Below are 26,998 nucleotides of genomic sequence, written 5' to 3' on the forward strand. Positions count from 1 at the left end.
CTCACACCAGCTCTACATCAACAACGCCGGGGGCGGAGCGAAGTGCGGCGGCGATCTCAGGGGAAATACGGTATTTCTCCGTCAGCTCCACCTCGATCTCACGGCTCCCCTCGTCCTTGATGACGATAAAATAAACCGATCCGTCACCTTTGGTATTGAGGTGGCGGGCGACGGTTTTCAGCGGGCCTGAATCGCGCACATAAACTCGCAACGCCTTTTGCATTTGGACGGATTTTTCCTCGAGCGATTGCGCCGTCTGGATGCGAAGACCGATGCCTTCCGGGCGCTCTTCCGCCTGCACGGTGATAACAAGCGATTTGCCCACCTCGAGCAGATCGCGAAACTGGGCAAGCCCTTCGGAAAACAACACCGCCTCATATTGGCCGGAGGCATCGGAGAAGGTGACGATACCCATCTTGTTTCCGGTCCGGGTCTTGCGCTCCTGCTTGCCGGTGACGGTGCCGGCCAGACGCCCGGCGGTCGCACCCTGTTTCACTGCGGCGGAAAAATCGGCGAAATTCTGCACCCGCAACTTTTCCAATACAGGGCGGTAGGTATCGAGCGGATGTGCGGTCAGGTAAAAACCGAGCACCTGATATTCGCGCAGCAGTTTTTCCGAGGCGAGCCACGGCTGGAAGGCAGGCAGGATGAGCTTTTCCGGACCGCTTGCGCCGCCGGAGCCGAACATGTCCGACTGGCCGGTAACGCGGCTTTCCTGCGCGCGTTGCGAATAACCGATAATGCGGTCCAGCCCGCCGATCATCTCGGCACGGTCGCGGCCAAAACAATCGAAACCGCCAGCATTGATGAGGCTTTCGAGCACACGCCGGTTGATCTGCTTCGGATCGATGCGCAGGCAGAAATCCTCCAGGCTCGCAAATGGCTTGCCGTCGCGCACGGTAACGATGTGTTCCACCGCGCCCTCGCCCACGCCCTTGATGGCGGCCAGCGAATAATAGATGCGGTTCTCACCCGTCTCGAACTGCCGGAAGGACGTCTGCACCGAAGGTGCCACGACCTCTATACCGAGACGGCTGGCATCCTGGCGGAAATCATTGAGTTTTTCCGTGTTGGCCATATCCAGCGTCATGGAGGCCGCAAGGAACTCCACCGGATAATGCGCCTTCATATAGGCGGTCTGATAGGACACGATGGCGTAAGCGGCGGCGTGGCTCTTGTTGAAGCCGTAATTGGCGAATTTCGCCAGCAGGTCGAAGATGGTGTTGGCCTGCGGCTTCGACACGCTGTTTCTGATCGCGCCGTCCACGAAGCGCTCGCGCTGCTGGTCCATCTCCTCCTTGATCTTCTTGCCCATGGCGCGGCGCAGAAGATCGGCTTCGCCGAGCGAATAACCTGACAGAACCTGGGCGATCTGCATCACCTGTTCCTGATAGACGATAACGCCCTGCGTTTCCTTCAGGAGGTGGTCGATGGTGGGGTGGATCGACTCCAGTTCCTCCTCGCCATGCTTGCGGGCATTGTAGACCGGAATGTTTTCCATCGGACCCGGACGATAAAGCGCCACCAGCGCAATGATGTCCTCGATGCAGTCCGGGCGCATGCCGATAAGCGCCTTGCGCATGCCGGCACTTTCCACCTGAAACACGCCGATGGTTTCGCCGCGTGACAACATCTCGTAGGTTTTGGCGTCGTCCAGCGGAATTGCGGCGAGATCGACCTTGATGCCGCGTTTGGCAACGAAATCGACGGCAACCTTCAGCACCGTCAGCGTCTTCAGACCGAGAAAGTCGAATTTGACGAGGCCGGCGCTTTCCACCCATTTCATATTGAACTGGGTAACCGGCATGTCGGAGCGCGGATCGCGATACATCGGCACCAGCTTCGACAGCGGCCGGTCACCAATGACGATACCGGCAGCATGGGTGGAGGCGTGACGGTAAAGCCCCTCGATCTTCTGGGCGATATCCAGAAGTCGGGCAACGACGGGTTCCTTGTCCGCCTCTTCCTGCAGACGCGGCTCTTCCTCGATCGCTTTTGACAGCGGCGTCGGATTGGCCGGGTTGTTGGGTACCAGCTTGCAGATCTTGTCCACCTGCCCATAGGGCATTTCCAGCACGCGGCCGACGTCGCGCAATGCCGCGCGAGCCTGCAACGAACCGAAGGTAATGATCTGCGCCACCTGCTCGCGGCCATATTTGCGCTGCACGTAGCGGATCACCTCTTCGCGGCGGTCCTGGCAGAAGTCGATATCGAAGTCGGGCATCGACACGCGTTCGGGATTGAGGAAGCGTTCGAACAGCAGCGAGAAGCGCAGGGGATCGACATCGGTGATGGTCAGCGCATAGGCCACGAGCGAGCCTGCACCCGAACCGCGGCCGGGGCCGACCGGAATATCCTGCTGCTTGGCCCATTTGATGAAGTCCGCAACGATCAGGAAGTAACCTGGAAAACCCATGCGTTCGATGACGCCAAGCTCGAAATCCAGCCTGTCGCGATATTCCTGCTCTGTGTAGCCAGGTGCCATGCCGAGGGCCGCAAGGCGAAGATCGAGACCTTCGACGGCCTGACGGCGAAGCTCTTCGGCCTCTGCCCGTTGCGCCGCTTCGGGATCGTCGCTGGCACCGGTGAAGCGCGGCAGGATCGGCCCACGCTTCTTCAGCACATAAGAACACCGCATTGCGATTTCGACGGTGTTTTCCAGTGCCTCCGGAAGGTCGGCAAACAGCTCCGCCATCTCCTCACGGCTTTTCATATAATGGTCGGGGGTCAGCCGGAACCGGCTGTCATCCGAAACGATGGCGTTATGCGCCACCGCCATCAATGCATCATGCGCCTCATAATCGGCCCTCGAAGGGAAGAACGCCTCGTTGGTGGCGACCAGCGGAATATCATGTTCATAAGCAAGCCCGATCATACGCCGCTCATGGACGCGGTCGAAACCGGACTGACGCTGCAATTCGATATAAAGCTTGTCACCGAAGAGTGATTTCAGCGCCAGCAGGCGTTCTCTCGCCTGCGCCGTATGCCCTTCCTTCAGAGCCATATCCACCGGACCACCGGAGGCACCCGTCAGCACGATCAGCCCGGCATTGGAGGCTTCCTCCAGCCATGCACGGGTAATATGCACGGACTGGCCACCGCTTTCGCCTTCCAGATAGGCGCGGCTGATAAGGTCCACCAGCCGCTCGTACCCTCCGGCATCAGCCGCGAGCAGCACGATGGCTGGAAGCTTGGCAAGGTGGCTGTTGTGGTTGCGGCGATCATCCACCGCATCCTGCATGTCGATCGACACCTGACAGCCGATAATAGGCTGCAAGCCCTCGTCACGCGCCTTTTCGGAAAACTCCAGCGCGACGAAAAGATTGTTGGTGTCGGTAATGGCTATGGCTGGCTGGCCGTCTGCAACGGCCTTGGACATGATTCTCTTGAGGGGTAAAGCCCCCTCAAGCAGGGAGTAAGCGGAGTGAACCCGCAGATGGACGAAACCGGGTGTTTTCAGCGTTTCGCCAGAGGTCTCTCCACGCGTAACCGTCTCGCCCATATCGTCATCCTGTCATTCTGAATCGAGGGGGCGATTTTCCGATTTTCGGCCTTCAAAGTCCACCGCCTTTCGGCGTCTATACAGGCTTCTGCGCCGGTGTGCCCTTCACAGGGCAGTGAGGATCACCGAAAAGCTGGCGACGAACACAGCGATGGAGGCGAAAGCGGCAACGTCACGGATGAAATCAGTCATTGGTCTCTCCTTACTCGTTATGTTCTAACTTTGTTCTCATTTTGTTCGATTGTCAACAGGCTTTTACCGATATTCCCCTTGCTAACGCGGCAGAATTGGCTGCGGTTCCACCTTCGTGAATGGCAAGCCACTGACTCCAAAGCAAAAAACCCGGAGGCAAAAACACCTCCGGGTTCGTGAAAATTCAATTGTGGAAGGACGAGTGGCCTTGCGGGAAACCTGACCGTAGACAGACTCAGCCGCAGAAAAGATCGCAAAGGCGGCGTTATGGTCGCCTTACTGCATCACGATCAGAAGTCTACGATCTTGCCGTCTGCAAGCGTCACGCGGCGGTCCATGCGGTTGGCAAGCTCGTGATTATGGGTGGCGATCAGTGCGGCAAGGCCGGACTGGCGCACCAGCGCCTCCAGCGCGTCGAACACGTAATGCGCGGTCTCGGGATCGAGATTGCCGGTCGGCTCGTCGGCGAGAAGCAGGAGCGGTGCGTTGGCAACGGCACGCGCAATCGCCACACGTTGCTGTTCACCGCCGGAAAGCTCAGCCGGGCGATGTTCGCCGCGATGGCCGACGCGCATGTAATCGAGCAGCGCGCTCGCACGCTTGCGGGCCTCGCCCTGCGTCAGACCGGCGATGAGTTGCGGCATCATCACGTTCTCCACCGCCGTGAACTCCGGCAGCAGATGATGGAACTGGTAGACAAAACCGATGTCGCTGCGGCGGATCGCCGTGCGCTTTTCATCCGGCAGACCATTGCAGGGCGCGTCATTGATGAAAACCTCGCCAGCATCCGGATGTTCGAGAAGCCCAGCGAGATGCAACAGCGTGGATTTGCCGGTGCCCGAGGGGGCAACAAGCGCCACCATCTCACCACTCTTCAACTCGAAATCGGCCTTGCGCAGAATGGAGAGCGACGTCTCGCCCTGACCATAGGTCCTCTCGACGCCGGTAAGCCGCAGCACTGATTTTTTTGCCATATTGTGAAGCGGTCCTTATTCGTAACGCAGGGCCTGCACCGGATCGAGCTTGGAAGCCCGCCATGCCGGAAAGATGGTTGCCAGGAAAGAAAGCGTCAGCGCCATGATGACGACGGTAATGGTCTCGCTGATATCCATTTCGGCCGGAAGCTGGCTGAGGAAATAGAGCTGCGGATCAAACAGCACCGTGCCCGATACCCAGGAGAAGAACTGCCGGATCGATTCCACATTGAGGCAGACGATGACGCCAAGTGCCACACCGGCGAATGTGCCCACGGTACCGATGGCAGCTCCCGTCATGAAGAAGATACGCATGACGGCGCCGGAACTGGCGCCCATGGTGCGCAGAATGGCGATATCGCTGCCCTTGTCCTTAACCAGCATGATGAGGCCGGAAATGATGTTGAGCGCCGCCACCAGAACGATGAGCGTCAGTATCATGAACATCACGTTTCTTTCCACCTGCAGGGCGGAAAAGAAGGTCTGGTTACGCTGTCTCCAGTCGGTGATATAGATCTGCCGTTCAGCTGCCTGCTCCACCAGCGGGCGGATGCCGTCTACATTGTCGGGGCGACTGACGTAAAGCTCGATGGATTGCACCAGGCCTTCGGCATTGAAATAAAGCTGGGCTTCGGACAGCGGCATATAGATCATCGACGCATCATATTCCGACATGCCGATCTCGAAGACGCCCGAAATCTTGTAGGATTTGACGCGCGGGTTGACACCCATCGGCGTCACATCGCCTTCAGGCGAAATGAGGGTGATATCGTCGCCCGCCGTCACGCCAAGCTGTGCGGCAAGCCTTGAGCCAACCAGAACCCCGTCGCCCGCCATGAAGCCGACGAGATCGCCGGTCTTGACGTTAGTGGCGACTTCCTTGATCTTGTCGATATCGTCCTGGCGAACGCCGCGCACGAGCGCACCGGAGCCGGCGCCACCGCGACCGGAGGCCAATGTCTGCCCCTCTACCAGCGGCAGGGCCATCGTCACGCCCGGAATGGCGGAGAACTTCTTCGCCAGCTCATCGTAATTGTTGAAGGGCTGATCGATCGGCTGGACGATCATATGGCCGTTGATGCCGAGAATGCGCGAAATCAGCTCGGTGCGAAAACCGTTCATGACAGCCATGACGATGATAAGCGTCGCGACGCCCAGCATGATGCCGACGAAGGAAAAGCCGGCGATGACGGAAATGAACGCTTCCTTGCGCCGCGACCGCAGATAGCGCCAGGCCACCATGCGCTCGAAAGCAGAAAACGGCCGGGCGGTCCTTTCCCGGGCGGAAGGAGCCGCACCCTTGTCAGCCTCGGCTTTTGCCATGTCGTCTCCCTGATCTGAACTTGAAAGGCCGGTTTTCACAAAAAACCGACCCCTGATCTTGATCTCATAAAGCTGGAGCGGATTTCAGGCGAAAACCGCTCGTCATTTTCACCATTTCGCGCTTAGCCAAGCACCCTGTTCATTGCCGCTTCGATTGTGACGGTTTCACGGTCGCCGGTCTTGCGATCCTTCACCTCGACTTCACCGTTCGCTGCCGAACGTGGGCCGACGATGATCTGCATCGGCACGCCGATCAGGTCAGCAGTCGCGAACTTCTGGCCCGCGCGGTCGTCCGTATCGTCATAAAGAACATCCTTGCCGGCATTGGAGAGCGAGTAATACAGCTTTTCGCACGCCGCATCACAGGCTGTGTCACCTGCCTTCATGTTGATAATCACGACATCGAAAGGAGCGACCGAAGCCGGCCAGATGATTCCGTTTTCGTCATGCGATGCTTCAATGATGGCGGGAACAAGGCGTGTCGGGCCAATGCCGTAGGACCCCATGTGAACGGGGTGTTCCTTGCCATCAGCACCCTGCACCTTGGCTCCCATCGGCTCGGAATATTTGGTGCCGAAATAGAAGATGTGGCCGACTTCGATGCCGCGCGCGGAAAGGCGCTCGCCGTCGGGAATGGCGTCATAAGCAGCTTCGTCGTGCATTTCCGAGGTGGCGGCATAGTCGGCCGTCCATTCGTCGAAAACGCCCTGAAGGGCTGCGACATCGTCGAAGTTCGTATCATCGGCGGGGATGGCGCGGTCGAGGAAGCTCTTGTGGCAGAAGACTTCGGATTCGCCGGTATCGGCCAGAATGATGAATTCGTGGCTGTGATTGCCGCCAATCGGGCCGGTATCGGCACGCATGGGAATGGCGCGCAGGCCAAGCCGTTCGAATGTGCGCAGGTAAGCCACGAACATCTTGTTATAGGAGTGGATCGCGTCTTCCTTGGTCAGATCGAAGGAATAGGCATCCTTCATCAAAAACTCGCGCGAGCGCATGGTGCCGAAACGGGGGCGCACCTCGTCGCGGAACTTCAGCTGAATATGATAGAGGTTTAGCGGCAGGTTCTTGTAGGATTTCACATAGGACCGGAAGATGTCAGTGATCATCTCCTCGTTAGTGGGGCCATACAGCATCTGGCGGTCCTGACGGTCCTTGATGCGCAGCATTTCCTTGCCGTAATCGTCATAACGGCCGCTCTCCTGCCACAGCTCAGCGGTCTGCAGCGTCGGCATCAGAAGCTCGATCGCGCCCGAGCGGTCTTGCTCTTCGCGGATGATCCTGTTGACCTTGTCCAGAACGCGCTTGCCGAGCGGTAGCCAGGAATAGATGCCCGCCGATTGCTGCCGGATCATGCCCGCACGCAGCATGAGGCGATGAGAGACAATCTCCGCTTCCTTGGGGTTTTCCTTCAGGATGGGCATGAAATAACGGCTGAGACGCATGACGACTTCCATTGGTATGGGCAACAACACGCAAAGGCGCGGGAATCGCCCCGAATAGAGGGATATTGGCGCCGTACATAGCTGTTTCTGACCAAGAAGAAAACCCGCCATGCAAAGACCTGCCTAGGCGATTTCGTGGCATTTTCGCGATAGCTAATTCGCGTCAAAACGCTTTGGCCGGAATATTATTCTTGATCCGGTGCGACAAATTGCACCACAGGGAATTTTTTGCCGACTGTAACAAATATGCAAAAAATGAGATGACAAGCATGGGTGATTGGGCTAACTTTAGCTCACAAAAGAGGCAGGAAGTCTAAATTCTTGCCGTTTTCGCGGTCAGTCTTGGGAGGATTCGATCTTAGGCGCGCTTGTCGCTGCCCCGGTAACGGTTACAGATCACGCGAAACCTGAAAAACAAGGCTGAAATGCCTTGTTTTTTTTTGATTCCGGCGAAGTTCACAACCCCGAATGCTTATTCCGGTAAAATTGTGACAGCGAATTGCCCGCCAGACACGCTTATGGTGTGTGCACGACTGATATGACATCCATGTGACAGCACTGGCGCATCTTGTGGCGACCGTTCATAAAACGGCAGCACAGCTTATGTTGCCTTAAATCGCATCACGAAGCCCGCCACGCTGCAAAATTCTGCGGCGCGCTTAATCCTAGGGCGTGGGTGAGGTGCTTCAGTCGAAAACCGGGATAATTCTCGGAAGGTCGTCCATGCTGACGCCGAACCACCAGGTTCCGCCGTACCAGAGCCCGCAGATCAAAGCCGATATCAGCGTTGTCCACAAGACGATGCGCCCGCCCCTGAACCTTGACGGGGCGCTTGCAACCGTGCCGATCGCCACATCGCCGTCTTCCTCCTGGGTGCGAAGGCCAATCGGCAGCACAACGAAAAGCACCGTCCACCAGACGATGAAATAAATGGCGAAGACCGAAAGAAGCGGCATGACGTCCTCCTGCGTGATGCGCCCCTTGTAACGCATTCATCCGCGAACCGGAATCACTTCCCTGCAAGATGTGTAAAAAGCTGCAAGAGAGGAGAGTGAACGATCGCAGACGGCGATTGCGTCATGTCCGAGATGGTCCGGACATGACGGGGCGTTACGGTTTGAAAACCCGGTATTTTCCGGTTCAGACCTTGGTGACGAAAACCGTCACGATCGGCTTCTTGCCCCATGCCTGATTGGCAGCGGCGCGTACGGCGCGGCGCACTGACTCGCGCAGCAGCGCAAGGTCCTTGCGGCGGGCCCGGGGGATGCTTTCCACGGCGCCGAGTACGGCGTCATAGAGCGTATCTTCCATGTCCTCGCCCTCATCATCGAATTCCGGCAGGCCGAAAGGTACGACATCGGGATCTCCGAGGAAGTCGTAGCGGCTGTCCAGCAGCACATTGACGGAGACGTGGCCGGCGAAGGAAAGCTTGCGGCGGTTGCTGATCCCCATCTCGTCGAGGTCACCGATGAGGTTGCCGTCCTTGAAGACGCGGCCGTGCGGTGCGTCGTTGATGACTTCCGCAGGACCAGGCGCCAGACGCAGAATGTTGCCGTTACGAACCTTCGGCACCTGCGAAATGCCGGCCTGTTCAGCCAGTTCCTTCTGCGCCACCAGATGCGCCGCCTCGCCATGCACCGGTACCAGGATTTGCGGCTTGGTCCATTCGTACATCCTCAGAAGTTCGTTACGGCGGGGATGGCCGGAGACATGCACCAAAGCCTCATTGTCGGTAACGATATGGATGCCCTGCTCTATCAGGCCGTTCTTGATCTCGATGATCGCCTTTTCGTTGCCCGGAATGGCGCGCGAGGAAAATACTACCGTATCACCGGCAGCCAGCGCCACATTACGCATCTCATCGCGCGAAAGCTTGGCAAGGGCTGCCCGCGGCTCGCCCTGCGAACCCGTGAGAATGACGACCACCTTGTTGCGCGGAATATAGCCGTATTCGTCTTCAGCCAGGAACGGCTTGATACCTTCCATGATGCCGAGATCCTGCGAAACGTTGACGACGCGCTTCAGCGACGAGCCGAGCAGCAGCACTTCGCGTCCGGCAGCTTCCGCAGCCTGCGCGATGGAGCGGATACGGCCTACATTGGAGGAGAAGGTGGTGATGGCCACGCGACCCTCGGCATTTTCAATGATCTGGCGCAGCCCCTCAGACACTTCGTGCTCCGAAGGCGATACGCCGTCACGCAGCGAGTTGGTGCTGTCGCACATCAACGCCAGCACGCCCTCCTCGCCGATGGCGCGGAAACGCGCCTCATCCGTCAACGGACCGAGAGACGGCGCCTCGTCAATCTTCCAGTCGCCCGTGTGGATGACATTGCCAAGCGGTGTGCGGATGACCAGCGACATCGGCTCGGGGATCGAATGGTTGACGCCGACGGCCTCGATTTCGAACGGGCCGACATTGATGCGATCACCCGCCTTGAACGGGGTGATTGGAATTTCGGCACGGCTGCCCTCGTAGGCGCGCTTTGCCTCCAGCATGCCGGCGGTGAAACCCGAGGCATAGACGGGCACGTTGAGGCCCGGCCACAGATCGTTCAGCGCGCCGTAGTGATCCTCATGGGCGTGGGTGATGATGATGCCTTTGAGGTTCTTCTTCTGCTCGGCGATATAGCTGATATCGGGCAGAACCAGATCGACACCAGGCAGATCGAGACCGGCAAAGGTAACGCCGCAATCCACCATGATCCATTGGCGCTTGCTTTCCGGACCGTAGCCGTACAGCGCCAGATTCATGCCGATTTCGCCGACGCCGCCAAGCGGCAGAAATACCAGTTCGTCCTGTTTAGTCATTGTTCTTCTTATCCATTCACGAGAGCGCGCTGGCGACGGCAATATGCCGCGCCCAGCCGCCCGTTTAACAGCATCGGACCTGAAACATCATCTGATCGACCGGGCCGATGCGGAGCCGGTCTGTCACCCTGCTTTTCATGAGCAGCAGGAAAGCTCCAACCTGTGGGAAGAGGTTCGGCGCGGGTCCTTGAAGACACGCCGTCCACCTCATCCAAAAAACACGTCGCCGGCGGCGATGGAGCGCCTTGTGCCCTCATCCTCATCCAGCAGCAGATAACCATTATCATCAATTCCAACGAAACGCCCGCCGATCGAGCGATCCGGAAAATTGACGGTGATATGTTCGCCGATACCGCAGGCAGCCGCCCGCCATCCGGCCATGACACCGGAAACGCCCCTGCCCTCATCCCAGCTTTGCAGCACATCCGCTGTCTCGCGGAAGAGATGCGCGAACAGCTCGTCGGGGGAGCACGAGGCCCCGTGCTCAGACAGCATGGTGACGGGGTAAAGCGGATTTTCAGGCTTGTGGGCGATATTGATGCCGATGCCGATGACGATGACGCGGCGTCCATCCGGCAGAAGTTCGGCTTCCATCAGAATGCCGCAGGTCTTCCGGCGCCCGATCAGCACGTCGTTCGGCCATTTTATCTCTAGCGGTTCGCCACCCGTCGGCAGCACAGCGCGAATGGCGCGGTAGACGGCGAGCGCAAAGGCAAGCGGCAATGAGCCGATGCGGTCCATTGGCGCGGGATCGATGAGAAGAAGCGAAGCGTAGAGATTGCCTGGTTCAGACACCCAAGGCCGGCCGCGGCGACCGCGCCCGCCAGTCTGGCGGATGGCGGTGATCCACAGATTGCCGCCATCGCCTGCCCTTGCCCGGGCGAAACATTCTATGTTGGTCGATGGCGTTTCCGCCAACGCCTCGTGCCGGAAGTCATCCATGGACATCCGGCCCGTATGCTTGTGCGTATTGCTCAAAAGAACGTCTTTGCCGCAACCGTGACTGCATTGCCGAGCGCACCACCGAAGACGATGAAGGCGACGACGAACAGTCCAGAGAGCGCATAAACGATTTTCAGTTCGCCAGCCGGACGCTCGAAGCTGCCCTTGGCTTCATCGAACCACATGACCTTGACGACGCGGATATAATAATACGCACCGACAACCGAGCCGATCACACCGATGACGGCAAGCGGATAGAGTTTGGCTTCAATGGCAGCAAGGAAGACGTAGTACTTGCCGAAGAAGCCGGCGAGCGGCGGAATGCCGGCAAGCGAGAACATCAGGATCGTCAGAACAACTGCCATGAAGGGGTTGGTGGACGAAAGCCCGGCCAGATCCTCGACATTTTCGACATTGCCGATTTCCTTGCGACGCATGGAGAGAATGCAGGCGAAGGTGCCGAGCGTCATGACCATGTAGATTGTCATGTAGAGAATGACGCCCGAGATACCGGCCTCGGTGCCCGCCGCAAGACCAACCAGCGCGTAACCCATGTGACCGATGGAAGAATAGGCCATCAGGCGCTTGATGTTCTTCTGACCGATTGCCGCGAACGAGCCGAGCAGCATGGAAGCGATGGAGATGAAGACGACGATCTGCTGCCAGTCGGCAAAGACCGGCTGGAAAGCGTCAACAACGATGCGAACGAAGATCGCCATGGCGCCGATCTTGGGCGCGGCAGACAGGAAGGCCGTGACCGGTGTCGGCGCGCCTTCATAAACATCAGGTGTCCACATGTGGAACGGCACGGCGGAAATCTTGAATGCCAGACCGGCAAGAACAAAAACCAGACCGAAGACGAGGCCGAGCGAACGGGTCTCTGCCGTCAGAACCTGGGCGATTTCGGTAAAGCCGGTATTGCCGGTAAAGCCGTAAACCAGCGACATGCCGTAAAGCAGCATGCCCGAGGAGAGCGCACCGAGAACAAAATATTTCAGGCCCGCTTCGGTGGAGCGCAGGCTTTCCCGGTTGATGGCGCAGACAACGTAGAGCGCAAGCGACTGCAGCTCCAGCGCCATATAGAGCGAGATCAGGTTGTTGGCCGAAATCATCAGCAGGATGCCGAGCGTCGCCAGAACCAGAAGCACCGGATATTCGAACCGGCCGACCGGCTCAAAACGGCTCTGGCCGACAGAAAGGATCATGGCGGTGATCGAGCCGATCAGCGCCAGCACCTTCATGAAGTTGCCGAAGGCATCGGCGACGTAAACGCCGCCGAAAGCCACACCCGAAGCGGGCGCAAAGACGATCCAGAGACCGACGACGAGCAGCAGGGCCACGGAGAGGCCCGTGACCGTCGTTGTCGACTTGTCGCCCGAGAAGACGCCAATCATGAGCAGCGCCAGCGCGCCGACCGCAAGGATCAGCTCGGGCGTCGCGATGTGCAGACTGGCAAAAAGAATTTCAGCGGTCATGTCCAACGGGTCCTGTCGTCAATTCATAGAAAGCGCAACATTTTGCGCCGCCTGCAATGCAGCCGTATAGTTGTTTACCAGAAGATCGACCGAAGCGGCTGTCGCATCGAAAACCGGAGCCGGGTAGACGCCGAAGAAGATCGTCAGCGCAACCAGCGGATAAAGGATGACCTTTTCGCGGGTCGACAGATCGAGCATCGATTTCAGGCTTTCCTTCTCAAGCGCACCGAAAATCACGCGGCGGTAAAGCCACAGCGCGTAAGCGGCCGAGAGGATGACGCCACTTGCCGCAAACAGCGCGACCAGCGTGTTGGCGCGGAATACGCCGATCAGCGTCAGAAATTCACCAACGAAGCCGGAGGTGCCGGGCAGACCGACATTAGCCATGGTGAAGATCATGAAGGCGACGGCATATTTCGGCATGTTGTTCACGAGACCGCCATAGGCCGAGATCTCACGGGTATGCAGCCGATCGTAAACGACGCCGACGCAGAGGAAGAGCGCGCCCGACACGATGCCGTGCGACAGCATCTGGAAAATTGCGCCCTGCACGCCCTGCACATTGGCCGCGAAGATGCCCATGGTCACGTAACCCATGTGGGCGACGGAGGAATAGGCGATCAGCTTCTTGATGTCGTCCTGCATCATCGCCACCAGCGAGGTGTAGATGATGGCGAGAACCGACAGCGTGAAGACGAAGGGAGCGAAATAGTCCGACGCCAAGGGGAACATCGACAGCGAGAATCGGATGAAACCGTAACCGCCAAGCTTCAGCATGACGCCTGCCAGAATGACGGAACCTGCGGTCGGCGCCTGCACGTGGGCATCCGGCAGCCAGGTGTGAACCGGCCACATCGGCATCTTGACCGAGAATGCCGCGAAACAGGCAAGCCATAGCCACGTCTGCATGCCGGCCGGGAAGCCGTATTTCAGAAGTTCGGTCATGTCTGTTGTGCCGGACTGCCAGTACATCGCCATGATGGCGAGCATGGTCAGAACCGAGCCAAGCAGCGTGTAGAGGAAGAACTTGTAGGATGCGTAGACGCGATCCTTGCCGCCCCAGACACCGATGATGATGAACATCGGGATCAGCGTTGCTTCGAAGAAGACGTAGAAAAGAACGGTATCCAGCGCCACGAAGACGCCGATCATGACGACTTCCAGAAGCAGGAAGGCGATCATGTATTCCTTGATGCGCTTTTCAACCGACTGCCAGCTTGCCAGCACGCAGAAAGGCATGAGGAAGGTGGTGAGGATGACGAACAGCATGGAGATGCCATCGACGCCCAGATGATAGGCGGCGATGTTGCCGAACCATGCGTGTTTTTCCACCATCTGGAAACCGGGGTTCGAATTATCGAAGCCGATCCAGACGAACAGCGAAACCAGGAAAGTGAAAACGGTCGTCAGCAGCGAGACGTTGAGAATGTTGCGGCGACCGTAAGGGCCGTTCTCATTGGTCAGCAGCAAGAGCACCACGCCGACGAGCGGCAGAAAGGTGACCGTTGAAAGAATTGGCCAATCGGTCATCAAAACGCACTCCCGAGCATCATCCAGGTGACAAGCGCCGCGATGCCGATCAGCATCGCAAAGGCATAGTGATAAAGGTAACCGGATTGCAGGCGGACCATGCGGTTGGTCACGTCAACCACACGCGCTGCAATGCCGTTCGGTCCATAGTGGTCGATGACGGCCACGTCGCCCTTCTTCCACAGGAAGCGGCCAAGCGCCTTTGCGGAACGCACGAAGAGGAAGTCGTAAAGCTCGTCGAAATACCACTTGTTCAAGAGGAACTGATAGAGGCCGCGATGGGTCGCTGCCAGACGCTTCGGCGTCTCCGGCGACTTGATATACATGTACCATGCGGTGACAAAACCAAGCGCCATCGCGAAGAACGGGCTCCACTTGACCCACAGCGGAACATGGTGGAACTCGTCAAGGATTTCATTTTCCGGAAGCGTGAAGAGAGCACCCTTCCAGAACTCGGCATATTCATGGCCGAAGAAATAACCTTCGAAGACAACACCGGCGAAGATCGCGCCGACGGTGAGGATGAAGAGCGGGATCAGCATGACCATCGGCGATTCATGCACATGGTGCATCACGTCAGCCGAAGCACGCGGCTTTCCGAAGAAGGTCATGAACGCCAGCCGCCAGGAATAGAAGCTGGTGAACAGCGCGGCGATGACCAGCAGCGTGAAGGCGAAACCCGACAGCACCGAATGGGACGCATAAGCGGATTCGATGATCACGTCCTTCGAGAAGAAGCCGGCAAAGCCGATCATCGTGCCCGGAATGCCCACACCTGTCAGCGCAAGCGTGCCGACGGTCATCGTCCAGAAGGTGATGGGGATATGCTTGCGCAGGCCGCCCATGTAACGCATGTCCTGCTCGCCATCGACGGCATGGATAACCGAACCGGCGCACAAGAACAGCAGTGCCTTGAAGAAGGCATGCGTGAAGAGGTGGAACACGGCCGCGCCATAAGCGCCGACGCCAAGTGCCACGAACATGTAACCGAGCTGCGAGCAGGTCGAATAGGCAATCACGCGCTTGATATCGTTCTGAACGAGACCGACGGTCGCTGCGAAGAAGGCGGTGATGGCGCCGACCAGCGTCACGACGGTGAGCGCATCATGCGACAATTCGAACAGCGGCGACATGCGGGCAACCAGGAAGACACCGGCGGTGACCATGGTTGCGGCGTGAATGAGGGCGGACACAGGGGTCGGGCCTTCCATCGCGTCCGGCAGCCAGGTGTGCAGCAGGAACTGCGCCGACTTACCCATGGCGCCCATGAAGAGCAGCAGGCAGACGCCCGTCATCGCATTGGCCTTGTCCAGCTGCATGCCGAACAGGTTGATGACGGTTTCCGTCGAAGCTGCACCTTCAGCCGGCAGATAGGTGCTGGCGGCAGCGAAGATGGTCTCGAAATTGATCGAGCCGAACAGCACGAAGACGCCTGATATGCCGAGAATGAAGCCGAAGTCGCCAACACGGTTGACGATGAACGCCTTCATGGCAGCAGCAGACGCCGAAGGCTTCTTGAACCAGAAACCGATCAGCAGGTACGACGCCAGACCAACGCCTTCCCAGCCGAAGAACATCTGCAGCAGGTTGTCGGAGGTCACCAGCATCAGCATGGCGAAGGTGAACAGCGAAAGATAGGCAAAGAAGCGCGGACGATGCGGATCGTGGTGCATGTATCCGATCGAATAGAGGTGCACCAGCGTCGAGACGGTGTTGACGACGACGAACATGACGGCCGTCAGGGTATCGATGCGGAACGCCCACTCGACGTCGATGCCGCCGGACTGAATCCAGCGCAGCACGGTGACCTTGATCACCTCGCCCGGCTCGCCATGGGCAAGCGCGACGGAGAAGAAGACGATCCACGACAGGACGGCGACCACGATCATCAGACCGGTGGTGACATATTCCGAAGCCTTGGCGCCGATCGACCGGCCAAACAGGCCGGCAATCAGGAAGCCGATCAGGGGAAGAAAGACGATAGCCTTGTAGATCATAGCCTTATCAGCCCTTCATCATATTGACGTCTTCGACAGCGATCGATCCGCGGTTGCGGTAGAAGACAACGAGTATTGCAAGACCGATGGCCGCTTCGGCGGCTGCGACGGTCAAAATGAACAGTGCGAAGACCTGGCCGACGATGTCGTTCAGGAAAGCCGAGAACGCCACCATGTTGATGTTGACCGCCAACAGGATGAGCTCGATCGACATGAGGATGACGATGACGTTCTTCCGGTTGAGGAAGATACCGAAGATGCCGATCGTGAAGAGGATCGCGCTGACCGTCAGGTAGTGGGAAAGACCGATTTCCATATTCTGTTTCCTTGGATCCGTTCGCGCCTTCAGATGCCCTGGCCCGGCTTGACCTTGACCGTGGTGACGGCGGTCTTCGGGTCACGTCCGACCTGCGTGGATATGTTCTGCCGCTTGATGTCGGTGCGGTGACGCAGCGTCAGCACGATGGCGCCGATCATGGCCACCAGCAGCACGAGACCGGCAAGCTGGAAGAAGTAGACGTAATTGGTATAGAGCACGTCGCCCAGTGCGGCCGTATTGGTGCGCACGGCCGGTGACGGGATCGGCATGGTAATCGATTTGGCCGCCTGCGGGTTAAGCACGCTGCCGCCGACCACGACAATCAGTTCAGCCGCGAGGATGATACCGATCAGCGCACCGATCGGCGCATATTGCAGCACGCCGGAGCGCAGCTCCGCAAAATCCACATCCAGCATCATGACGACGAAGAGGAAGAGCACAGCCACCGCACCGACATAAACGACGAGCAGGATCATGGCGAGGAATTCGGCCCCCGTCAGCAGGAACAGCGCGGCTGCGTTGAAGAAGGTCAAAATCAGAAACAGCACCGAATGAACAGGGTTCTTCGATGCGATGACCATGAACGCAGACGCCACGGCGACGAAAGCGAATATATAAAAGAATACAGCGTGCAGACCCATGTTGGTGCCTTCTTGTCCTCATCCGGGCAAAGACCGCGCAACCGCGCGCTCTACCCGTTTCGTCCCCGCCGGCGATAACCGTGCAGGCTCTTTTACTCTTTCTTCGCTTCCCGGGGTCTCCCCCGGAAAGACGGTTGCGCCTTAACGGTAAGGCGCATCCAGTGCGAGGTTGCGCGCAATTTCACGCTCCCAGCGGTCGCCATTGTCGAGAAGCCTTTGCTTGTCGAAATAGAGCTCCTCGCGGGTTTCCGTCGCGAATTCGAAGTTCGGGCCTTCGACGATGGCATCCACCGGGCAGGCTTCCTGGCAGAAACCGCAATAGATGCACTTCACCATGTCGATGTCGTAACGCACCGTGCGGCGGGTGCCGTCATTGCGACGCGGACCGGCTTCGATGGTGATCGCCTGAGCGGGACAGATCGCCTCACACAGCTTGCAGGCGATGCAGCGCTCTTCACCGTTCGGATAACGGCGCAGCGCATGCTCGCCGCGGAAGCGCGGAGACACCGGGCCCTTTTCGAAAGGATAATTCACCGTGGCCTTCTGCTTGAAGAAGTGGCGCATCGTCAGGAAGATCGCACCGACGAACTCCTTGAGGAACAGTGAATTGACGGCTTGGGAAAGGCTTGCCATCTCAAACTCCAGATTTCTGAGCGAGGAGTACGGACATCAACCGGCCCACCCCGTCAGCTTCAATACGAATGCAACAATAACGACCATGGCGAGCGACAGCGGCAGGAATACCTTCCAGCCAAGGCGCATGAGCTGGTCATAGCGGTAACGCGGAACGAAGGCCTTCACCAGAGCGATCATGAAGAAAACCATGCAGCCCTTGAGCGCGAACCAGACAATACCCGGAATCCAGTTCAGGAACCACACATCCACGATCGGCAGCCAGCCACCAAGGAACAGGATCGTCGTCAGGCAGCAGATCAGAACGATCGCAGCATATTCGCCGAGCATGAACATCATGTAAGGCGTCGAGCCATATTCGACCATGTGACCGGCAACCAGTTCCGATTCCGCTTCCGGAAGGTCGAAGGGCGGACGGTTGGTTTCGGCAAGGCCCGAGATGAAGAACACGATGAACATCGGGAACAGCGACAGCCAGTGCCAGTCGAGGAACGAGGCCGGCAGACCGATCATTGTGCCGAGGCCGGTACGCTGCGCCAGAACGATATCCGTGAGGTTGAGCGAGCCGACGCACAGAAGCACGGTGACGATGACGAGGCCGATCGACACTTCGTAGGACACCATCTGCGCCGCCGAACGAAGCGCGCCGAGGAACGGGTATTTCGAGTTCGAAGCCCAGCCGCCCATGATGATGCCGTACACTTCAAGCGAGGAAATCGCGAAAATGTAGAGAATGCCGACATTGATGTTGGCAACGACCCAGCCATCGGCGAAGGGGATGACCGCGTAGGTGGCGAGCGCCAGCGTTACGGCAACCAGCGGCGCCAGAAGGAAGACCGCCTTGTTGGCGCCCGCCGGAATGACGGGCTCCTTCAGGATGAATTTCAAAAGGTCGGCGAAGGACTGGAACAGACCAAAGGGGCCGACGACGTTGGGACCACGGCGCAACTGCACGGCTGCCCAGACCTTACGGTCGGCAAGCAGAAGGAAGGCGATGGCCACCAGAAGGCAAACGAGAAGCAGCAGGGACTGGCCGACCATGATCAGCGCGGGCCAGACGTAGCTCCAGAAAAACGATTCCATAATCCCCTACCCTTACTCTGCCGCAGCCTGGAAATTGTTGCGGGCCAATGCGGAACACTCGGCCATGACGGCGGATGCGCGCGCAATCGGGTTCGTCAAATAAAAGTCTTTTACCGGCGAGGCAAACGCAGACTTATTGAGGCTGCCCGCGCGAGCGGCAAGTGCCTCGACATCCGCGCCGTTGCCGGCAACGATCTCATCGGTTTCCGCCAGATGCGGATGCGCGACATAAAGCTGGCCGCGCAGCGCCGACAGCGAATCGAACGGCAGCTTCTTGCCGAGCACGTCGGAAAGCGCACGCAGGATCGCCCAGTCTTCACGGGCCTCGCCCGGTGCGAAACCGGCGCGGTTGCCCACCTGAACGCGGCCTTCGGTGTTGACCCAGATACCGGATTTTTCGGTATAGGCCGCACCCGGAAGGATGACGTCGGCGTTCATCGCGCCATGGTCGCCGTGGCTGCCGATGTAGACGGTGAACTTGGCGCCCTTGTTCGACAGGTCGATTTCATCGGCGCCGAGCAGGAAGAGAACGTCCATGGACGTTACCATTTCGGCAGCAGCAACACCGCCCTCGCCCGGCACGAAGCCGATGTCGAGACCACCGACGCGGGCAGCGGCAGTGTGAAGCACCGAGAAGCCGTTCCACTCTTCGCTGATTGCGCCAACCGAAACGGCAAGCTTCGCAGCGGCCGCGAGAACGGCTGCACCATCGGCGCGTGCCAGAGCGCCCTGGCCGATGATGATCAGCGGGTTCTTGGCGGACTTCAGCTTCTCAACGAAGCTGTGAGAGCCATTGGCGAGATCGGAAAGCGTTTCCGCGCCGGAGCCGAGATATTCATAATTGTAGCGCAGCTCACCGGCTTCGCCGATCACGCCGATCGGGAAACCACCGCGACGCCAGCGCTTGCGGATACGTGCATTGAGCACGGCCGCTTCATAACGCGGGTTGGCGCCGACGATCAGCAGCGCATCCGCGTGCTCGATGCCTTCGATTGTGGAATTGAACAGGTAGCTGGCGCGACCCAAAGACGGATCAAGCGCTGCGCCATCCTGACGGCAATCGACATTGGCCGAGCCAAGCGACGCCAGAAGCGACTTCAGCGCGAACATTTCCTCGACGGAAGCAAGGTCACCGGCAATCGCGCCGATCTTGCTGCCGCTGGTTGCGGCAACCGCCTGCTTGATAGCGCCGAAGGCTTCACCCCAGCTTGCGGGCTGCAAGCGGCCATCCTTGCGGACGTAAGGGCGGTCGAGACGCTGCGTCTTCAGGCCGTCCCAGATGAAGCGGCTCTTGTCGGAGATCCACTCTTCGTTGATCGCCTCGTTGACACGCGGCATGACGCGCATGACTTCGCGGCCACGGGTATCGACGCGGATTGCCGAACCGAGAGCGTCCATCACGTCGATGGTTTCGGTCTTGTTCAGTTCCCACGGACGGGCAGTGAAAGCGAAAGGCTTGGAGGTGAGCGCACCGACCGGGCAAAGATCGACGACGTTGCCCTGAAGCTCGGAGGTCATAGCCTGCTCGAGATAGGTGGTGATTTCAGCATCCTCGCCGCGGCCGATGAGGCCGAGTTCGGCGATGCCAGCAACTTCCGTGGTGAAACGGACGCAGCGCGTGCAGTGGATGCAGCGGTTCATCACCGTCTTGACGAGCGGGCCGATATATTTGTCTTCAACCGCACGCTTGTTTTCCGCGTAACGCGAACCGGCAATACCGAAGGCCATAGCCTGGTCCTGCAGGTCGCATTCGCCGCCCTGGTCGCAGATCGGGCAATCGAGCGGGTGGTTGATGAGAAGGAACTCCATCACGCCTTCGCGGGCCTTCTTGACCATCGGCGTGTTGGTGAAAACTTCAGGCAATTCGCCATTCGGGCCGCCGCGAACGTCGCGCACGCCCATGGCGCAGGATGCGGCGGGCTTGGGCGGTCCGCCCTTCACCTCGATGAGACACATGCGGCAGTTACCCGCGACCGACAAGCGCTCATGAAAACAAAAGCGCGGAACTTCAGCACCAGCCTCCTCGCACGCCTGCAACAGCGTGAAATGATCCGGAACCTCGATCTCTTTACCGTCAACCTTGAGCTTTGCCATGGTTCTACTTACGTCCTGTTGCCTGTTCGTCCCGTGTCTCTCACACGGTCCGCAACAAATCCTTAATCGCGCCCGACACTTCATCTCGTCGGTCAGGCGCTTCATGGTTTTCCGGCGCCGGGATCATCCCCGCGCCGCATGCAAACTGCGAAAAGCTTATTCGGCAGCTTCCAGAACAGCGCCATCATCCATGGCCCTGTAGGTATATTGGTCGATGCGCTTTTCGATCTCCGGACGGAAATTGCGGATCAGCGCCTGTACCGGCCATGCGGCGGCGTCGCCGAGCGCACAGATGGTGTGGCCTTCGATCTGCTTCGTCACTTCGAACAGCATGTCGATTTCGCGCTTCTGCGCGTTGCCCTTCACCATGCGTTCCAGCACGCGCCACATCCAGCCGGTGCCTTCACGGCACGGCGTGCACTGGCCGCAGCTTTCATGCTTGAAGAACGCCGCGATGCGGGCGATCGCCTTGATGACGTCGGTGGACTTGTCCATGACGATCATGCCGCCGGTGCCGAAGGACGACTTCACTTCGCGCATGCCGTCGAAGTCCATGATGGCGTCCTTCATGTCCTCACCGCGCACGATGGGGCAGGATGCGCCGCCGGGGATGACGCCAAGCAGATTGTCCCAGCCGCCGCGAATGCCACCGCAATGGTGTTCGATCAGCTCACGGAAGGACAGGCCCAGCGCATCTTCGAAGGTGCATGGACGCTCGACATGGCCGGAGACCATGAACAGCTTGGTGCCGACATTGTTCGGACGGCCGATAGACGAGAACCATGCCGCACCTCGGCGCAGAATGGTCGGAGCAACGGCGATGGATTCGACGTTGTTGACGGTCGTCGGGCAACCGTAAAGACCCATATTGGCCGGGAACGGCGGCTTCAGGCGCGGCTGGCCCTTCTTGCCCTCAAGGCTTTCAAGCAGTGCCGTCTCTTCGCCGCAGATATAGGCACCTGCGCCGTGATGGACGTAGATGTCGAAATCCCAGCCGTTCTTGTTGTTCTTGCCGAGCAGGCCCGCATCGTAACATTCGTCGATGGCCGCCTGAAGCGCCTCACGCTCGCGCATATATTCACCGCGCACGTAGATATAGGCGGTGTGCGCACCCATGGCGAAACCGGCGATCACGCAGCCTTCGATCAGCGTATGCGGATCGTTGCGCAGGATTTCGCGGTCCTTGCAGGTGCCGGGCTCGGATTCGTCGGCGTTGACCACGAGATAATGCGGACGGCCGTCGCTTTCCTTGGGCATGAAGGACCACTTGAGACCCGTCGGGAAGCCTGCGCCGCCGCGACCGCGAAGGCCGGAAGCCTTCATCTCGTTGATGATCCAGTCACGACCCTTTTCGATGATCTGCTTGGTGCCATCCCAGTGGCCGCGCGCCCTCACGCCCTTCAGGGACTTGTCCTTGAGGCCGTAGAGATTGGTAAAGATGCGATCCTGATCTTTTAACATGCTTCACCCTTTACCGCGGCTTCTTGCCGAAGACCTTGATATACTCGGCTTCGCCACCCTTGGCGAGCGCCTCGGCCTGCTTGATCCACTCATCGCGTTCGATGCGGCCCTTGAAATTCAGATAACCATCCACCCAGTCGCACTCGGCCTTCTTCCAGCCGGCAATCTGCGCATAGGTGAAGATACCGAGCTCGTTAAGCGTGCCTTCGATCTTCGGGCCAACGCCTGAAATGAGTTTCAGGTCATCGGGCGCAGCGGGCTTTTCAATGCCTGCCGGACGGTCGGCCGACTCAAGCGACGGTCTGGATGCTGTCGCTTCCTTGCCTGCCGATTGCTGTTCCCCTGCCTTTGCGTTTTCCGCAGCAGCCTTGGGCTCGTTCGCAGGCGTCTTCAGCTTCGGATCGGTTTCCGGTGCGTCCGTCTTCGGCTTGGCGGCATTCGAAGGAAGAACGGGGGCTGCTTCCGCCGGAGCTTCCGCAGGCTTGTCGAGATTGGAGCGATCTGGCTTGATCTCTTCCGTCAGCGTCGTCAGGCCGCCAACGGGCACCGACTGGTGACGGTCGATCTGGGGGCCGGTCTTGACCGTGTCGCCCTTGCCTGCCTCGAACGTGTCGATGATCTCTTCCAGGCGCTCGGGCGTCAGATCCTCATAGGCATCCTTGAAGATGATGACCATCGGCGCGTTGACGCAGGCGCCCTGACATTCCACTTCTTCCCAGGACAGCGTGCCGCTCTCGTTGGTGTGCAGCGGATCGTGATGGATCTTCTTGCGGCAGACATCCATCAGCGCTTCCGAGCCGCGCAGCATGCAGGGCGTGGTGCCGCAAACCTGAACATGGGCCCGTGTGCCGACAGGCTTCAGCTGGAACTGGGTGTAGAAGGTCGCCACTTCCATGACGCGGATATAGGCCATATCCAGCATGTCGGCGATTTTTTCGATGGCGGCGCGGGTAACCCAGCCGTCCTGCTCCTGCGCACGCATAAGCAGCGGGATAACCGCCGATTGCTGGCGTCCCTCCGGATATTTCTGGATCGTCTTTTCCGCCCATGCGGTATTATCCGCGTTAAAGGCAAATGCCACGGGCTGGAACTGATCTTCGGCTAGTCGACGAACGGACATACTTCCTCACGCCTTTTCAGTTTAACGTCTCACAACGCGATCTCGCCACCGTGACGAATTCGCAGGCATAAGCCGCCTTGTCTTTCTGCATGAACACGATGAACTTGCTGCCATTGGGAACCGAGGCCTTGATCTCGTATCCCGAAGACAGAAGCTGCTTGATGGTGGAACCGCCGCTGCTTGATAGCGATACGCCCCCCTCGTCCGTCGCCGTCTGGGCGAGAACGGAGGTCGACATCGCAGCAAGAAAAGCCAAGATGGCCAGCGGCAGACGCATCAGCGGTCGACCTCCCCGAACACGATGTCGAGGGAGCCGAGCACGGCTGTAACGTCGGCAAGCTGATGGCCCTTGCACAGGAAATCCATCGCCTGCAAATGTGCATAACCCGGCGCGCGGATCTTGCAGCGGTAGGGCTTGTTCGAACCATCGGCGACCACGTAGACGCCGAACTCGCCCTTCGGCGCTTCGACGGCGGCGTAAACTTCGCCGGCCGGAACGTGATAGCCTTCGGTATAGAGCTTGAAGTGATGGATAAGAGCTTCCATCGAACGCTTCATCTCGCCGCGCTTGGGCGGAACCACCTTGCCATCCAGCGAGGAGACCGGGCCGATGCGGTGCTTGCCGGACAGAAGATCGACGCACTGCTTCATGATCTTCACCGATTCGCGCATTTCCTGCATGCGGATCAGGTAACGGTCATAGCAGTCGCCGTTCTTGCCGACGGGGATATCAAACTCCAGATCGGAATAGCACTCGTAGGGCTGCGCGCGACGCAAATCCCAGGCAGCACCCGAACCGCGCACCATGACGCCCGTGAAACCCCAGGCAAAGGCGTCTTCAAGCGAGACGACGCCGATATCGACGTTACGCTGCTTGTAGATGCGGTTGTCGGTCAACAGGCCTTCGATATTGTCGAGAACGGTAATGAAGGGATCGCACCATTTGCCGATATCCTCGACCAATTCCGGCGGCAAATCCTGATGCACGCCGCCCGGACGGACATAGGCCGAGTGCATGCGGGCGCCACAGGCGCGCTCGTAGAACACCATCAGCTTTTCACGTTCCTCGAAGCCCCAGACAGGCGGCGTCATTGCGCCGACGTCCATGGCCTGAGTCGTCACGTTCATGATGTGCGACAGGATGCGGCCGATTTCCGAATAAAGCACGCGGATTAGCTGGCCGCGCATCGGGATTTCGAGACCCAGCAGCTTTTCGACGGCGAGCGCGAAAGCGTGTTCCTGGTTCATCGGCGCGACGTAGTCGAGACGGTCGAAATAAGGCACCGCCTGAAGGTAGGTCTTGGTCTCGATCAGCTTTTCGGTACCGCGATGCAGAAGACCGATATGCGGATCGACGCGCTCGACGATTTCGCCGTCCAGTTCCAGAACCAGGCGCAGCACGCCGTGCGCGGAAGGGTGTTCCGGACCGAAGTTGATCGTGAAATTGCGGACGTTATGCTCAGTCATTCTAGTGCTCCGCCGAGGTGATCATGGCGATGAATTCGGGGCCGGTCATGTTCTGCGTGGTTTGCGCGAAAGAATAGCTCGAAGGCTTCTCATCCGTGAAAATCTGCGACGCAAAATGGAAACTGGAAGGGTTGTCGAAAGCCTGCAACGAGACGGCAAAATGCTTGCCATCCTTGGAGCGCCACATCAGCGTGCTGCCGCAATTCTTGCAGAAGCAACGCTCGCCCCATTCCGACGAGGTATAAACACCGAAATGTTCCTCGTTCTCGATGGCGACGTCAGCGCATTCGACAGCCAGAAATGTTCCGCCGGACCAGCGGCGGCACATCGAGCAATGGCAAACGCCGAATTCGCGGGCGCCGATGCGGGCATTGAAGCCAACGGCGCCGCAAAGACATTGTCCGTGCTCTGTCGCGGGGGCTTCGCTCATTGCTTGGCCTTTTCGTCACCCGGGAGAACATAGTCAGTCCCCTCCCAGGGAGAGAGGAAATCGAAATTGCGGAATTCCTGCTTTAGTTCGACCGGTTCATAGAGAACCCGCTTCAGAACGTCATCGTAGCGTACTTCCACAAAGCCGGTAACCGGAAAATCCTTGCGCAGCGGATGACCTTCGAAACCGTAGTCGGTGAGGATTCGGCGAAGATCCGCATGGCCTTCGAAAGGAATGCCGTACATATCCCAGGCTTCGCGCTCGAACCAGTCTGCACCCATGTAAACGGAGGTTGCCGAGGGAACGCCCTCGTCTTCCGCCACCTGCAGCTTGATGCGCACGCGCAGATTCTGGCGCGGCGACAAGAGGTGATAGACAACGTCGAAACGCTTCTCGCGCTGCGGCCAGTCGACGCCGCAAATATCGATGATGTTGACGAAACCGCACTGCACATCGTCACGCAGGAACGTCAAAAGCGCGATAACGCTTTCCGTCGTCGTGTTCAGCGTCAACTCGCCATAGGCGATATCGGCCGAAACCACGAGGGAACCACGCGCTTCCTTAACGTAAGCAGCAAGATCGTTTAGAGCTTCGCTCATTCCTTAATCCGTCCTTTGCCCTTAGCGCTCAATCGTACCGGTACGCCGGATCTTCTTCTGCAGCAGAAGCACGCCGTAAAGCAGCGCCTCCGCCGTGGGGGGACAGCCCGGAACGTAGATATCCACCGGCACAACTCGGTCGCAGCCGCGCACGACGGCGTAGGAATAATGGTAATAGCCGCCGCCATTGGCGCAGGAGCCCATGGAGATGACGTAGCGCGGCTCAGGCATCTGGTCGTAGACCTTGCGCAGTGCCGGCGCCATCTTGTTGGTCAGCGTTCCCGCGACGATCATCACGTCCGACTGGCGCGGCGAGGCGCGCGGGGCGACACCGAAGCGCTCCATGTCGTAACGCGGGCCGGAAGCCTGCATCAGACCCTCGACGGCGCAGCAGGCAAGACCGAACTGCATCCACATCAGGGAGCCGGTACGCGCCCAGGTGATCAGCTCGTCGGTCGAGGTGACGAGAAAGCCCTTGTCGGCCAGCTCGTCGTTGATTTCCGTGAAGTAGGCATCGTTGCTGCCGACAGGCTTGCCGGTCGCGGGATCGATGATCCCCTTCGGCTGCGGTGCAACGAGCGTGCTGTTGTTCTGGCTCATGCCCATTCCAGCGCTCCCTTCTTCCACTCATAGATAAAGCCGATGGTGAGAACGGCGAGGAACACCATCATAGACCAGAAACCGAACCAGCCCATATCACCGAAGGACACAGCCCAGGGGAACAGGAAGGCGACTTCCAGGTCGAAGATGATGAAGAGAATTGACACCAGATAAAACCGGATATCGAACTTCATGCGGGCGTCGTCGAAGGCATTGAAACCGCACTCGAAAGCGGAGAGCTTTTCCGGGTCCGGCGCCTTATAAGCGACAGCGAAAGGCGCGATGAGAAGCGCCAGGCCAATGACAAGAGCGATACCGATAAAGATTGCGATCGGAATATAGGAACTGAGGAGTTCAGTCATG

Annotated in this window: 23 protein-coding genes; all 23 read right to left on the minus strand. The window is 58.8% G+C overall.

Annotated elements, in window-relative coordinates:
- Position 1: 1 nt before the first annotated feature.
- The 23 genes from dnaE to AB4Z23_RS14100 all read right to left on the minus strand — a co-directional run bounded on the left by dnaE (position 2) and on the right by AB4Z23_RS14100 (position 26,997).
- Positions 2–3,502, minus strand: a complete 3,501-nt coding sequence (gene dnaE, locus AB4Z23_RS13990; protein ID WP_421476413.1) for a DNA polymerase III subunit alpha — start codon at positions 3,500–3,502, stop codon at positions 2–4.
- Positions 3,503–3,984: 482 nt separating this feature from the next.
- The gene (locus tag AB4Z23_RS13995; protein ID WP_013635957.1) at positions 3,985–4,668 is read right to left on the minus strand and encodes an ABC transporter ATP-binding protein; all 684 of its coding nucleotides are present in this window, start codon (positions 4,666–4,668) and stop codon (positions 3,985–3,987) included.
- A gap of 15 nt (positions 4,669–4,683) precedes the next feature.
- Positions 4,684–5,991 (minus strand): lipoprotein-releasing ABC transporter permease subunit, encoded by a 1,308-nt coding sequence (locus tag AB4Z23_RS14000; RefSeq protein WP_003512696.1) that lies wholly within the window; start codon positions 5,989–5,991, stop codon positions 4,684–4,686.
- A gap of 122 nt (positions 5,992–6,113) precedes the next feature.
- A complete protein-coding gene (gene proS, locus AB4Z23_RS14005) occupies positions 6,114–7,436 on the minus strand; it encodes a proline--tRNA ligase (RefSeq protein WP_111795870.1) in 1,323 nt (440 codons plus the stop codon).
- A gap of 686 nt (positions 7,437–8,122) precedes the next feature.
- Positions 8,123–8,428, minus strand: a complete 306-nt coding sequence (locus AB4Z23_RS14010; RefSeq protein WP_162633693.1) for a DUF1467 family protein — start codon at positions 8,426–8,428, stop codon at positions 8,123–8,125.
- 148 nt (positions 8,429–8,576) lie between these two features.
- Complete coding sequence (locus tag AB4Z23_RS14015; RefSeq protein WP_003512693.1) at positions 8,577–10,244, minus strand: ribonuclease J; 1,668 nt, start codon at positions 10,242–10,244, stop codon at positions 8,577–8,579.
- A 207-nt stretch (positions 10,245–10,451) separates the two neighbouring features.
- On the minus strand, positions 10,452–11,192 hold the full coding sequence (locus tag AB4Z23_RS14020) for a biotin--[acetyl-CoA-carboxylase] ligase (RefSeq protein ID WP_421476414.1): 741 nt from the start codon (positions 11,190–11,192) through the stop codon (positions 10,452–10,454).
- 26 nt (positions 11,193–11,218) lie between these two features.
- The gene (gene nuoN / locus AB4Z23_RS14025; protein ID WP_003512691.1) at positions 11,219–12,661 is read right to left on the minus strand and encodes an NADH-quinone oxidoreductase subunit NuoN; all 1,443 of its coding nucleotides are present in this window, start codon (positions 12,659–12,661) and stop codon (positions 11,219–11,221) included.
- A gap of 18 nt (positions 12,662–12,679) precedes the next feature.
- Entirely contained in the window at positions 12,680–14,191 is a 1,512-nt protein-coding gene (locus AB4Z23_RS14030) for an NADH-quinone oxidoreductase subunit M (protein WP_421476415.1), read from the minus strand.
- Positions 14,191–16,188: an NADH-quinone oxidoreductase subunit L gene (gene nuoL, locus AB4Z23_RS14035; protein WP_013635952.1), complete on the minus strand. Its 1,998-nt coding sequence runs from the start codon at positions 16,186–16,188 to the stop codon at positions 14,191–14,193. The genes AB4Z23_RS14030 and nuoL overlap by 1 nt, the downstream gene beginning before the upstream one ends.
- 7 nt (positions 16,189–16,195) lie before the next feature.
- Positions 16,196–16,504, minus strand: coding sequence for an NADH-quinone oxidoreductase subunit NuoK (gene nuoK / locus AB4Z23_RS14040; RefSeq protein ID WP_003496445.1), 309 nt, complete (start codon positions 16,502–16,504; stop codon positions 16,196–16,198).
- A 29-nt stretch (positions 16,505–16,533) separates the two neighbouring features.
- Entirely contained in the window at positions 16,534–17,148 is a 615-nt protein-coding gene (locus tag AB4Z23_RS14045; protein ID WP_003512680.1) for an NADH-quinone oxidoreductase subunit J, read from the minus strand.
- 141 nt (positions 17,149–17,289) lie between these two features.
- Positions 17,290–17,781, minus strand: a complete 492-nt coding sequence (gene nuoI, locus AB4Z23_RS14050) for an NADH-quinone oxidoreductase subunit NuoI (RefSeq protein ID WP_003512679.1) — start codon at positions 17,779–17,781, stop codon at positions 17,290–17,292.
- A gap of 36 nt (positions 17,782–17,817) precedes the next feature.
- Positions 17,818–18,864 (minus strand): NADH-quinone oxidoreductase subunit NuoH, encoded by a 1,047-nt coding sequence (gene nuoH, locus AB4Z23_RS14055; protein ID WP_013635951.1) that lies wholly within the window; start codon positions 18,862–18,864, stop codon positions 17,818–17,820.
- A 12-nt stretch (positions 18,865–18,876) separates the two neighbouring features.
- Entirely contained in the window at positions 18,877–20,958 is a 2,082-nt protein-coding gene (gene nuoG, locus AB4Z23_RS14060) for an NADH-quinone oxidoreductase subunit NuoG (protein ID WP_041694373.1), read from the minus strand.
- Positions 20,959–21,114: 156 nt separating this feature from the next.
- Complete coding sequence (nuoF, locus tag AB4Z23_RS14065) at positions 21,115–22,419, minus strand: NADH-quinone oxidoreductase subunit NuoF (RefSeq protein WP_003512673.1); 1,305 nt, start codon at positions 22,417–22,419, stop codon at positions 21,115–21,117.
- 10 nt (positions 22,420–22,429) lie between these two features.
- Complete coding sequence (locus AB4Z23_RS14070) at positions 22,430–23,539, minus strand: NADH-quinone oxidoreductase subunit E (RefSeq protein ID WP_003512671.1); 1,110 nt, start codon at positions 23,537–23,539, stop codon at positions 22,430–22,432.
- Positions 23,540–23,555: 16 nt separating this feature from the next.
- Positions 23,556–23,816, minus strand: coding sequence for a hypothetical protein (locus tag AB4Z23_RS14075; protein WP_025593255.1), 261 nt, complete (start codon positions 23,814–23,816; stop codon positions 23,556–23,558).
- The gene (locus AB4Z23_RS14080; protein ID WP_003512668.1) at positions 23,816–25,006 is read right to left on the minus strand and encodes an NADH-quinone oxidoreductase subunit D; all 1,191 of its coding nucleotides are present in this window, start codon (positions 25,004–25,006) and stop codon (positions 23,816–23,818) included. The genes AB4Z23_RS14075 and AB4Z23_RS14080 overlap by 1 nt, the downstream gene beginning before the upstream one ends.
- Position 25,007: 1 nt before the next feature.
- The gene (locus AB4Z23_RS14085; protein ID WP_421476417.1) at positions 25,008–25,436 is read right to left on the minus strand and encodes a GFA family protein; all 429 of its coding nucleotides are present in this window, start codon (positions 25,434–25,436) and stop codon (positions 25,008–25,010) included.
- Positions 25,433–26,035 carry an NADH-quinone oxidoreductase subunit C gene (locus tag AB4Z23_RS14090; protein ID WP_003512657.1) on the minus strand — a complete coding sequence of 201 codons (603 nt, stop codon included), beginning with the start codon at positions 26,033–26,035 and terminating at the stop codon, positions 25,433–25,435. Before AB4Z23_RS14090 ends, AB4Z23_RS14085 begins: the two co-directional genes overlap by 4 nt.
- Positions 26,036–26,056: 21 nt before the next feature.
- The gene (locus AB4Z23_RS14095) at positions 26,057–26,641 is read right to left on the minus strand and encodes a NuoB/complex I 20 kDa subunit family protein (RefSeq protein ID WP_003512655.1); all 585 of its coding nucleotides are present in this window, start codon (positions 26,639–26,641) and stop codon (positions 26,057–26,059) included.
- Positions 26,632–26,997 carry an NADH-quinone oxidoreductase subunit A gene (locus AB4Z23_RS14100; RefSeq protein ID WP_003512653.1) on the minus strand — a complete coding sequence of 122 codons (366 nt, stop codon included), beginning with the start codon at positions 26,995–26,997 and terminating at the stop codon, positions 26,632–26,634. Before AB4Z23_RS14100 ends, AB4Z23_RS14095 begins: the two co-directional genes overlap by 10 nt.
- Between the last annotated feature and the right edge of the window lies 1 nt (position 26,998).

The organism is Agrobacterium sp. MCAB5, assembly GCF_052114365.1.
Taxonomy (GTDB): domain Bacteria; phylum Pseudomonadota; class Alphaproteobacteria; order Rhizobiales; family Rhizobiaceae; genus Agrobacterium; species Agrobacterium tumefaciens.

Coding starts and splice junctions, on each gene's coding strand:
- AB4Z23_RS14010 (WP_162633693.1), bottom strand. CDS start 8,428: ATGCGTTACAAGGGGCGCATCACGCAGGAGGACGTCATGCCGCTTCTT.
- nuoH (WP_013635951.1), bottom strand. CDS start 18,864: ATGGAATCGTTTTTCTGGAGCTACGTCTGGCCCGCGCTGATCATGGTC.
- AB4Z23_RS14080 (WP_003512668.1), bottom strand. CDS start 25,006: ATGACTGAGCATAACGTCCGCAATTTCACGATCAACTTCGGTCCGGAA.
- AB4Z23_RS14090 (WP_003512657.1), bottom strand. CDS start 26,035: ATGAGCGAAGCTCTAAACGATCTTGCTGCTTACGTTAAGGAAGCGCGT.
- nuoI (WP_003512679.1), bottom strand. CDS start 17,781: ATGGCAAGCCTTTCCCAAGCCGTCAATTCACTGTTCCTCAAGGAGTTC.
- AB4Z23_RS14070 (WP_003512671.1), bottom strand. CDS start 23,539: ATGTCCGTTCGTCGACTAGCCGAAGATCAGTTCCAGCCCGTGGCATTT.
- dnaE (WP_421476413.1), bottom strand. CDS start 3,502: ATGGGCGAGACGGTTACGCGTGGAGAGACCTCTGGCGAAACGCTGAAA.
- nuoN (WP_003512691.1), bottom strand. CDS start 12,661: ATGACCGCTGAAATTCTTTTTGCCAGTCTGCACATCGCGACGCCCGAG.
- AB4Z23_RS14095 (WP_003512655.1), bottom strand. CDS start 26,641: ATGGGCATGAGCCAGAACAACAGCACGCTCGTTGCACCGCAGCCGAAG.
- proS (WP_111795870.1), bottom strand. CDS start 7,436: ATGCGTCTCAGCCGTTATTTCATGCCCATCCTGAAGGAAAACCCCAAG.
- AB4Z23_RS14015 (WP_003512693.1), bottom strand. CDS start 10,244: ATGACTAAACAGGACGAACTGGTATTTCTGCCGCTTGGCGGCGTCGGC.
- AB4Z23_RS14085 (WP_421476417.1), bottom strand. CDS start 25,436: ATGAGCGAAGCCCCCGCGACAGAGCACGGACAATGTCTTTGCGGCGCC.
- AB4Z23_RS14045 (WP_003512680.1), bottom strand. CDS start 17,148: ATGGGTCTGCACGCTGTATTCTTTTATATATTCGCTTTCGTCGCCGTG.
- nuoG (WP_041694373.1), bottom strand. CDS start 20,958: ATGGCAAAGCTCAAGGTTGACGGTAAAGAGATCGAGGTTCCGGATCAT.
- nuoF (WP_003512673.1), bottom strand. CDS start 22,419: ATGTTAAAAGATCAGGATCGCATCTTTACCAATCTCTACGGCCTCAAG.
- AB4Z23_RS14020 (WP_421476414.1), bottom strand. CDS start 11,192: ATGTCCATGGATGACTTCCGGCACGAGGCGTTGGCGGAAACGCCATCG.
- AB4Z23_RS13995 (WP_013635957.1), bottom strand. CDS start 4,668: ATGGCAAAAAAATCAGTGCTGCGGCTTACCGGCGTCGAGAGGACCTAT.
- nuoK (WP_003496445.1), bottom strand. CDS start 16,504: ATGGAAATCGGTCTTTCCCACTACCTGACGGTCAGCGCGATCCTCTTC.
- AB4Z23_RS14100 (WP_003512653.1), bottom strand. CDS start 26,997: ATGACTGAACTCCTCAGTTCCTATATTCCGATCGCAATCTTTATCGGT.
- nuoL (WP_013635952.1), bottom strand. CDS start 16,188: ATGATCTACAAGGCTATCGTCTTTCTTCCCCTGATCGGCTTCCTGATT.
- AB4Z23_RS14000 (WP_003512696.1), bottom strand. CDS start 5,991: ATGGCAAAAGCCGAGGCTGACAAGGGTGCGGCTCCTTCCGCCCGGGAA.
- AB4Z23_RS14075 (WP_025593255.1), bottom strand. CDS start 23,816: ATGCGTCTGCCGCTGGCCATCTTGGCTTTTCTTGCTGCGATGTCGACC.
- AB4Z23_RS14030 (WP_421476415.1), bottom strand. CDS start 14,191: ATGACCGATTGGCCAATTCTTTCAACGGTCACCTTTCTGCCGCTCGTC.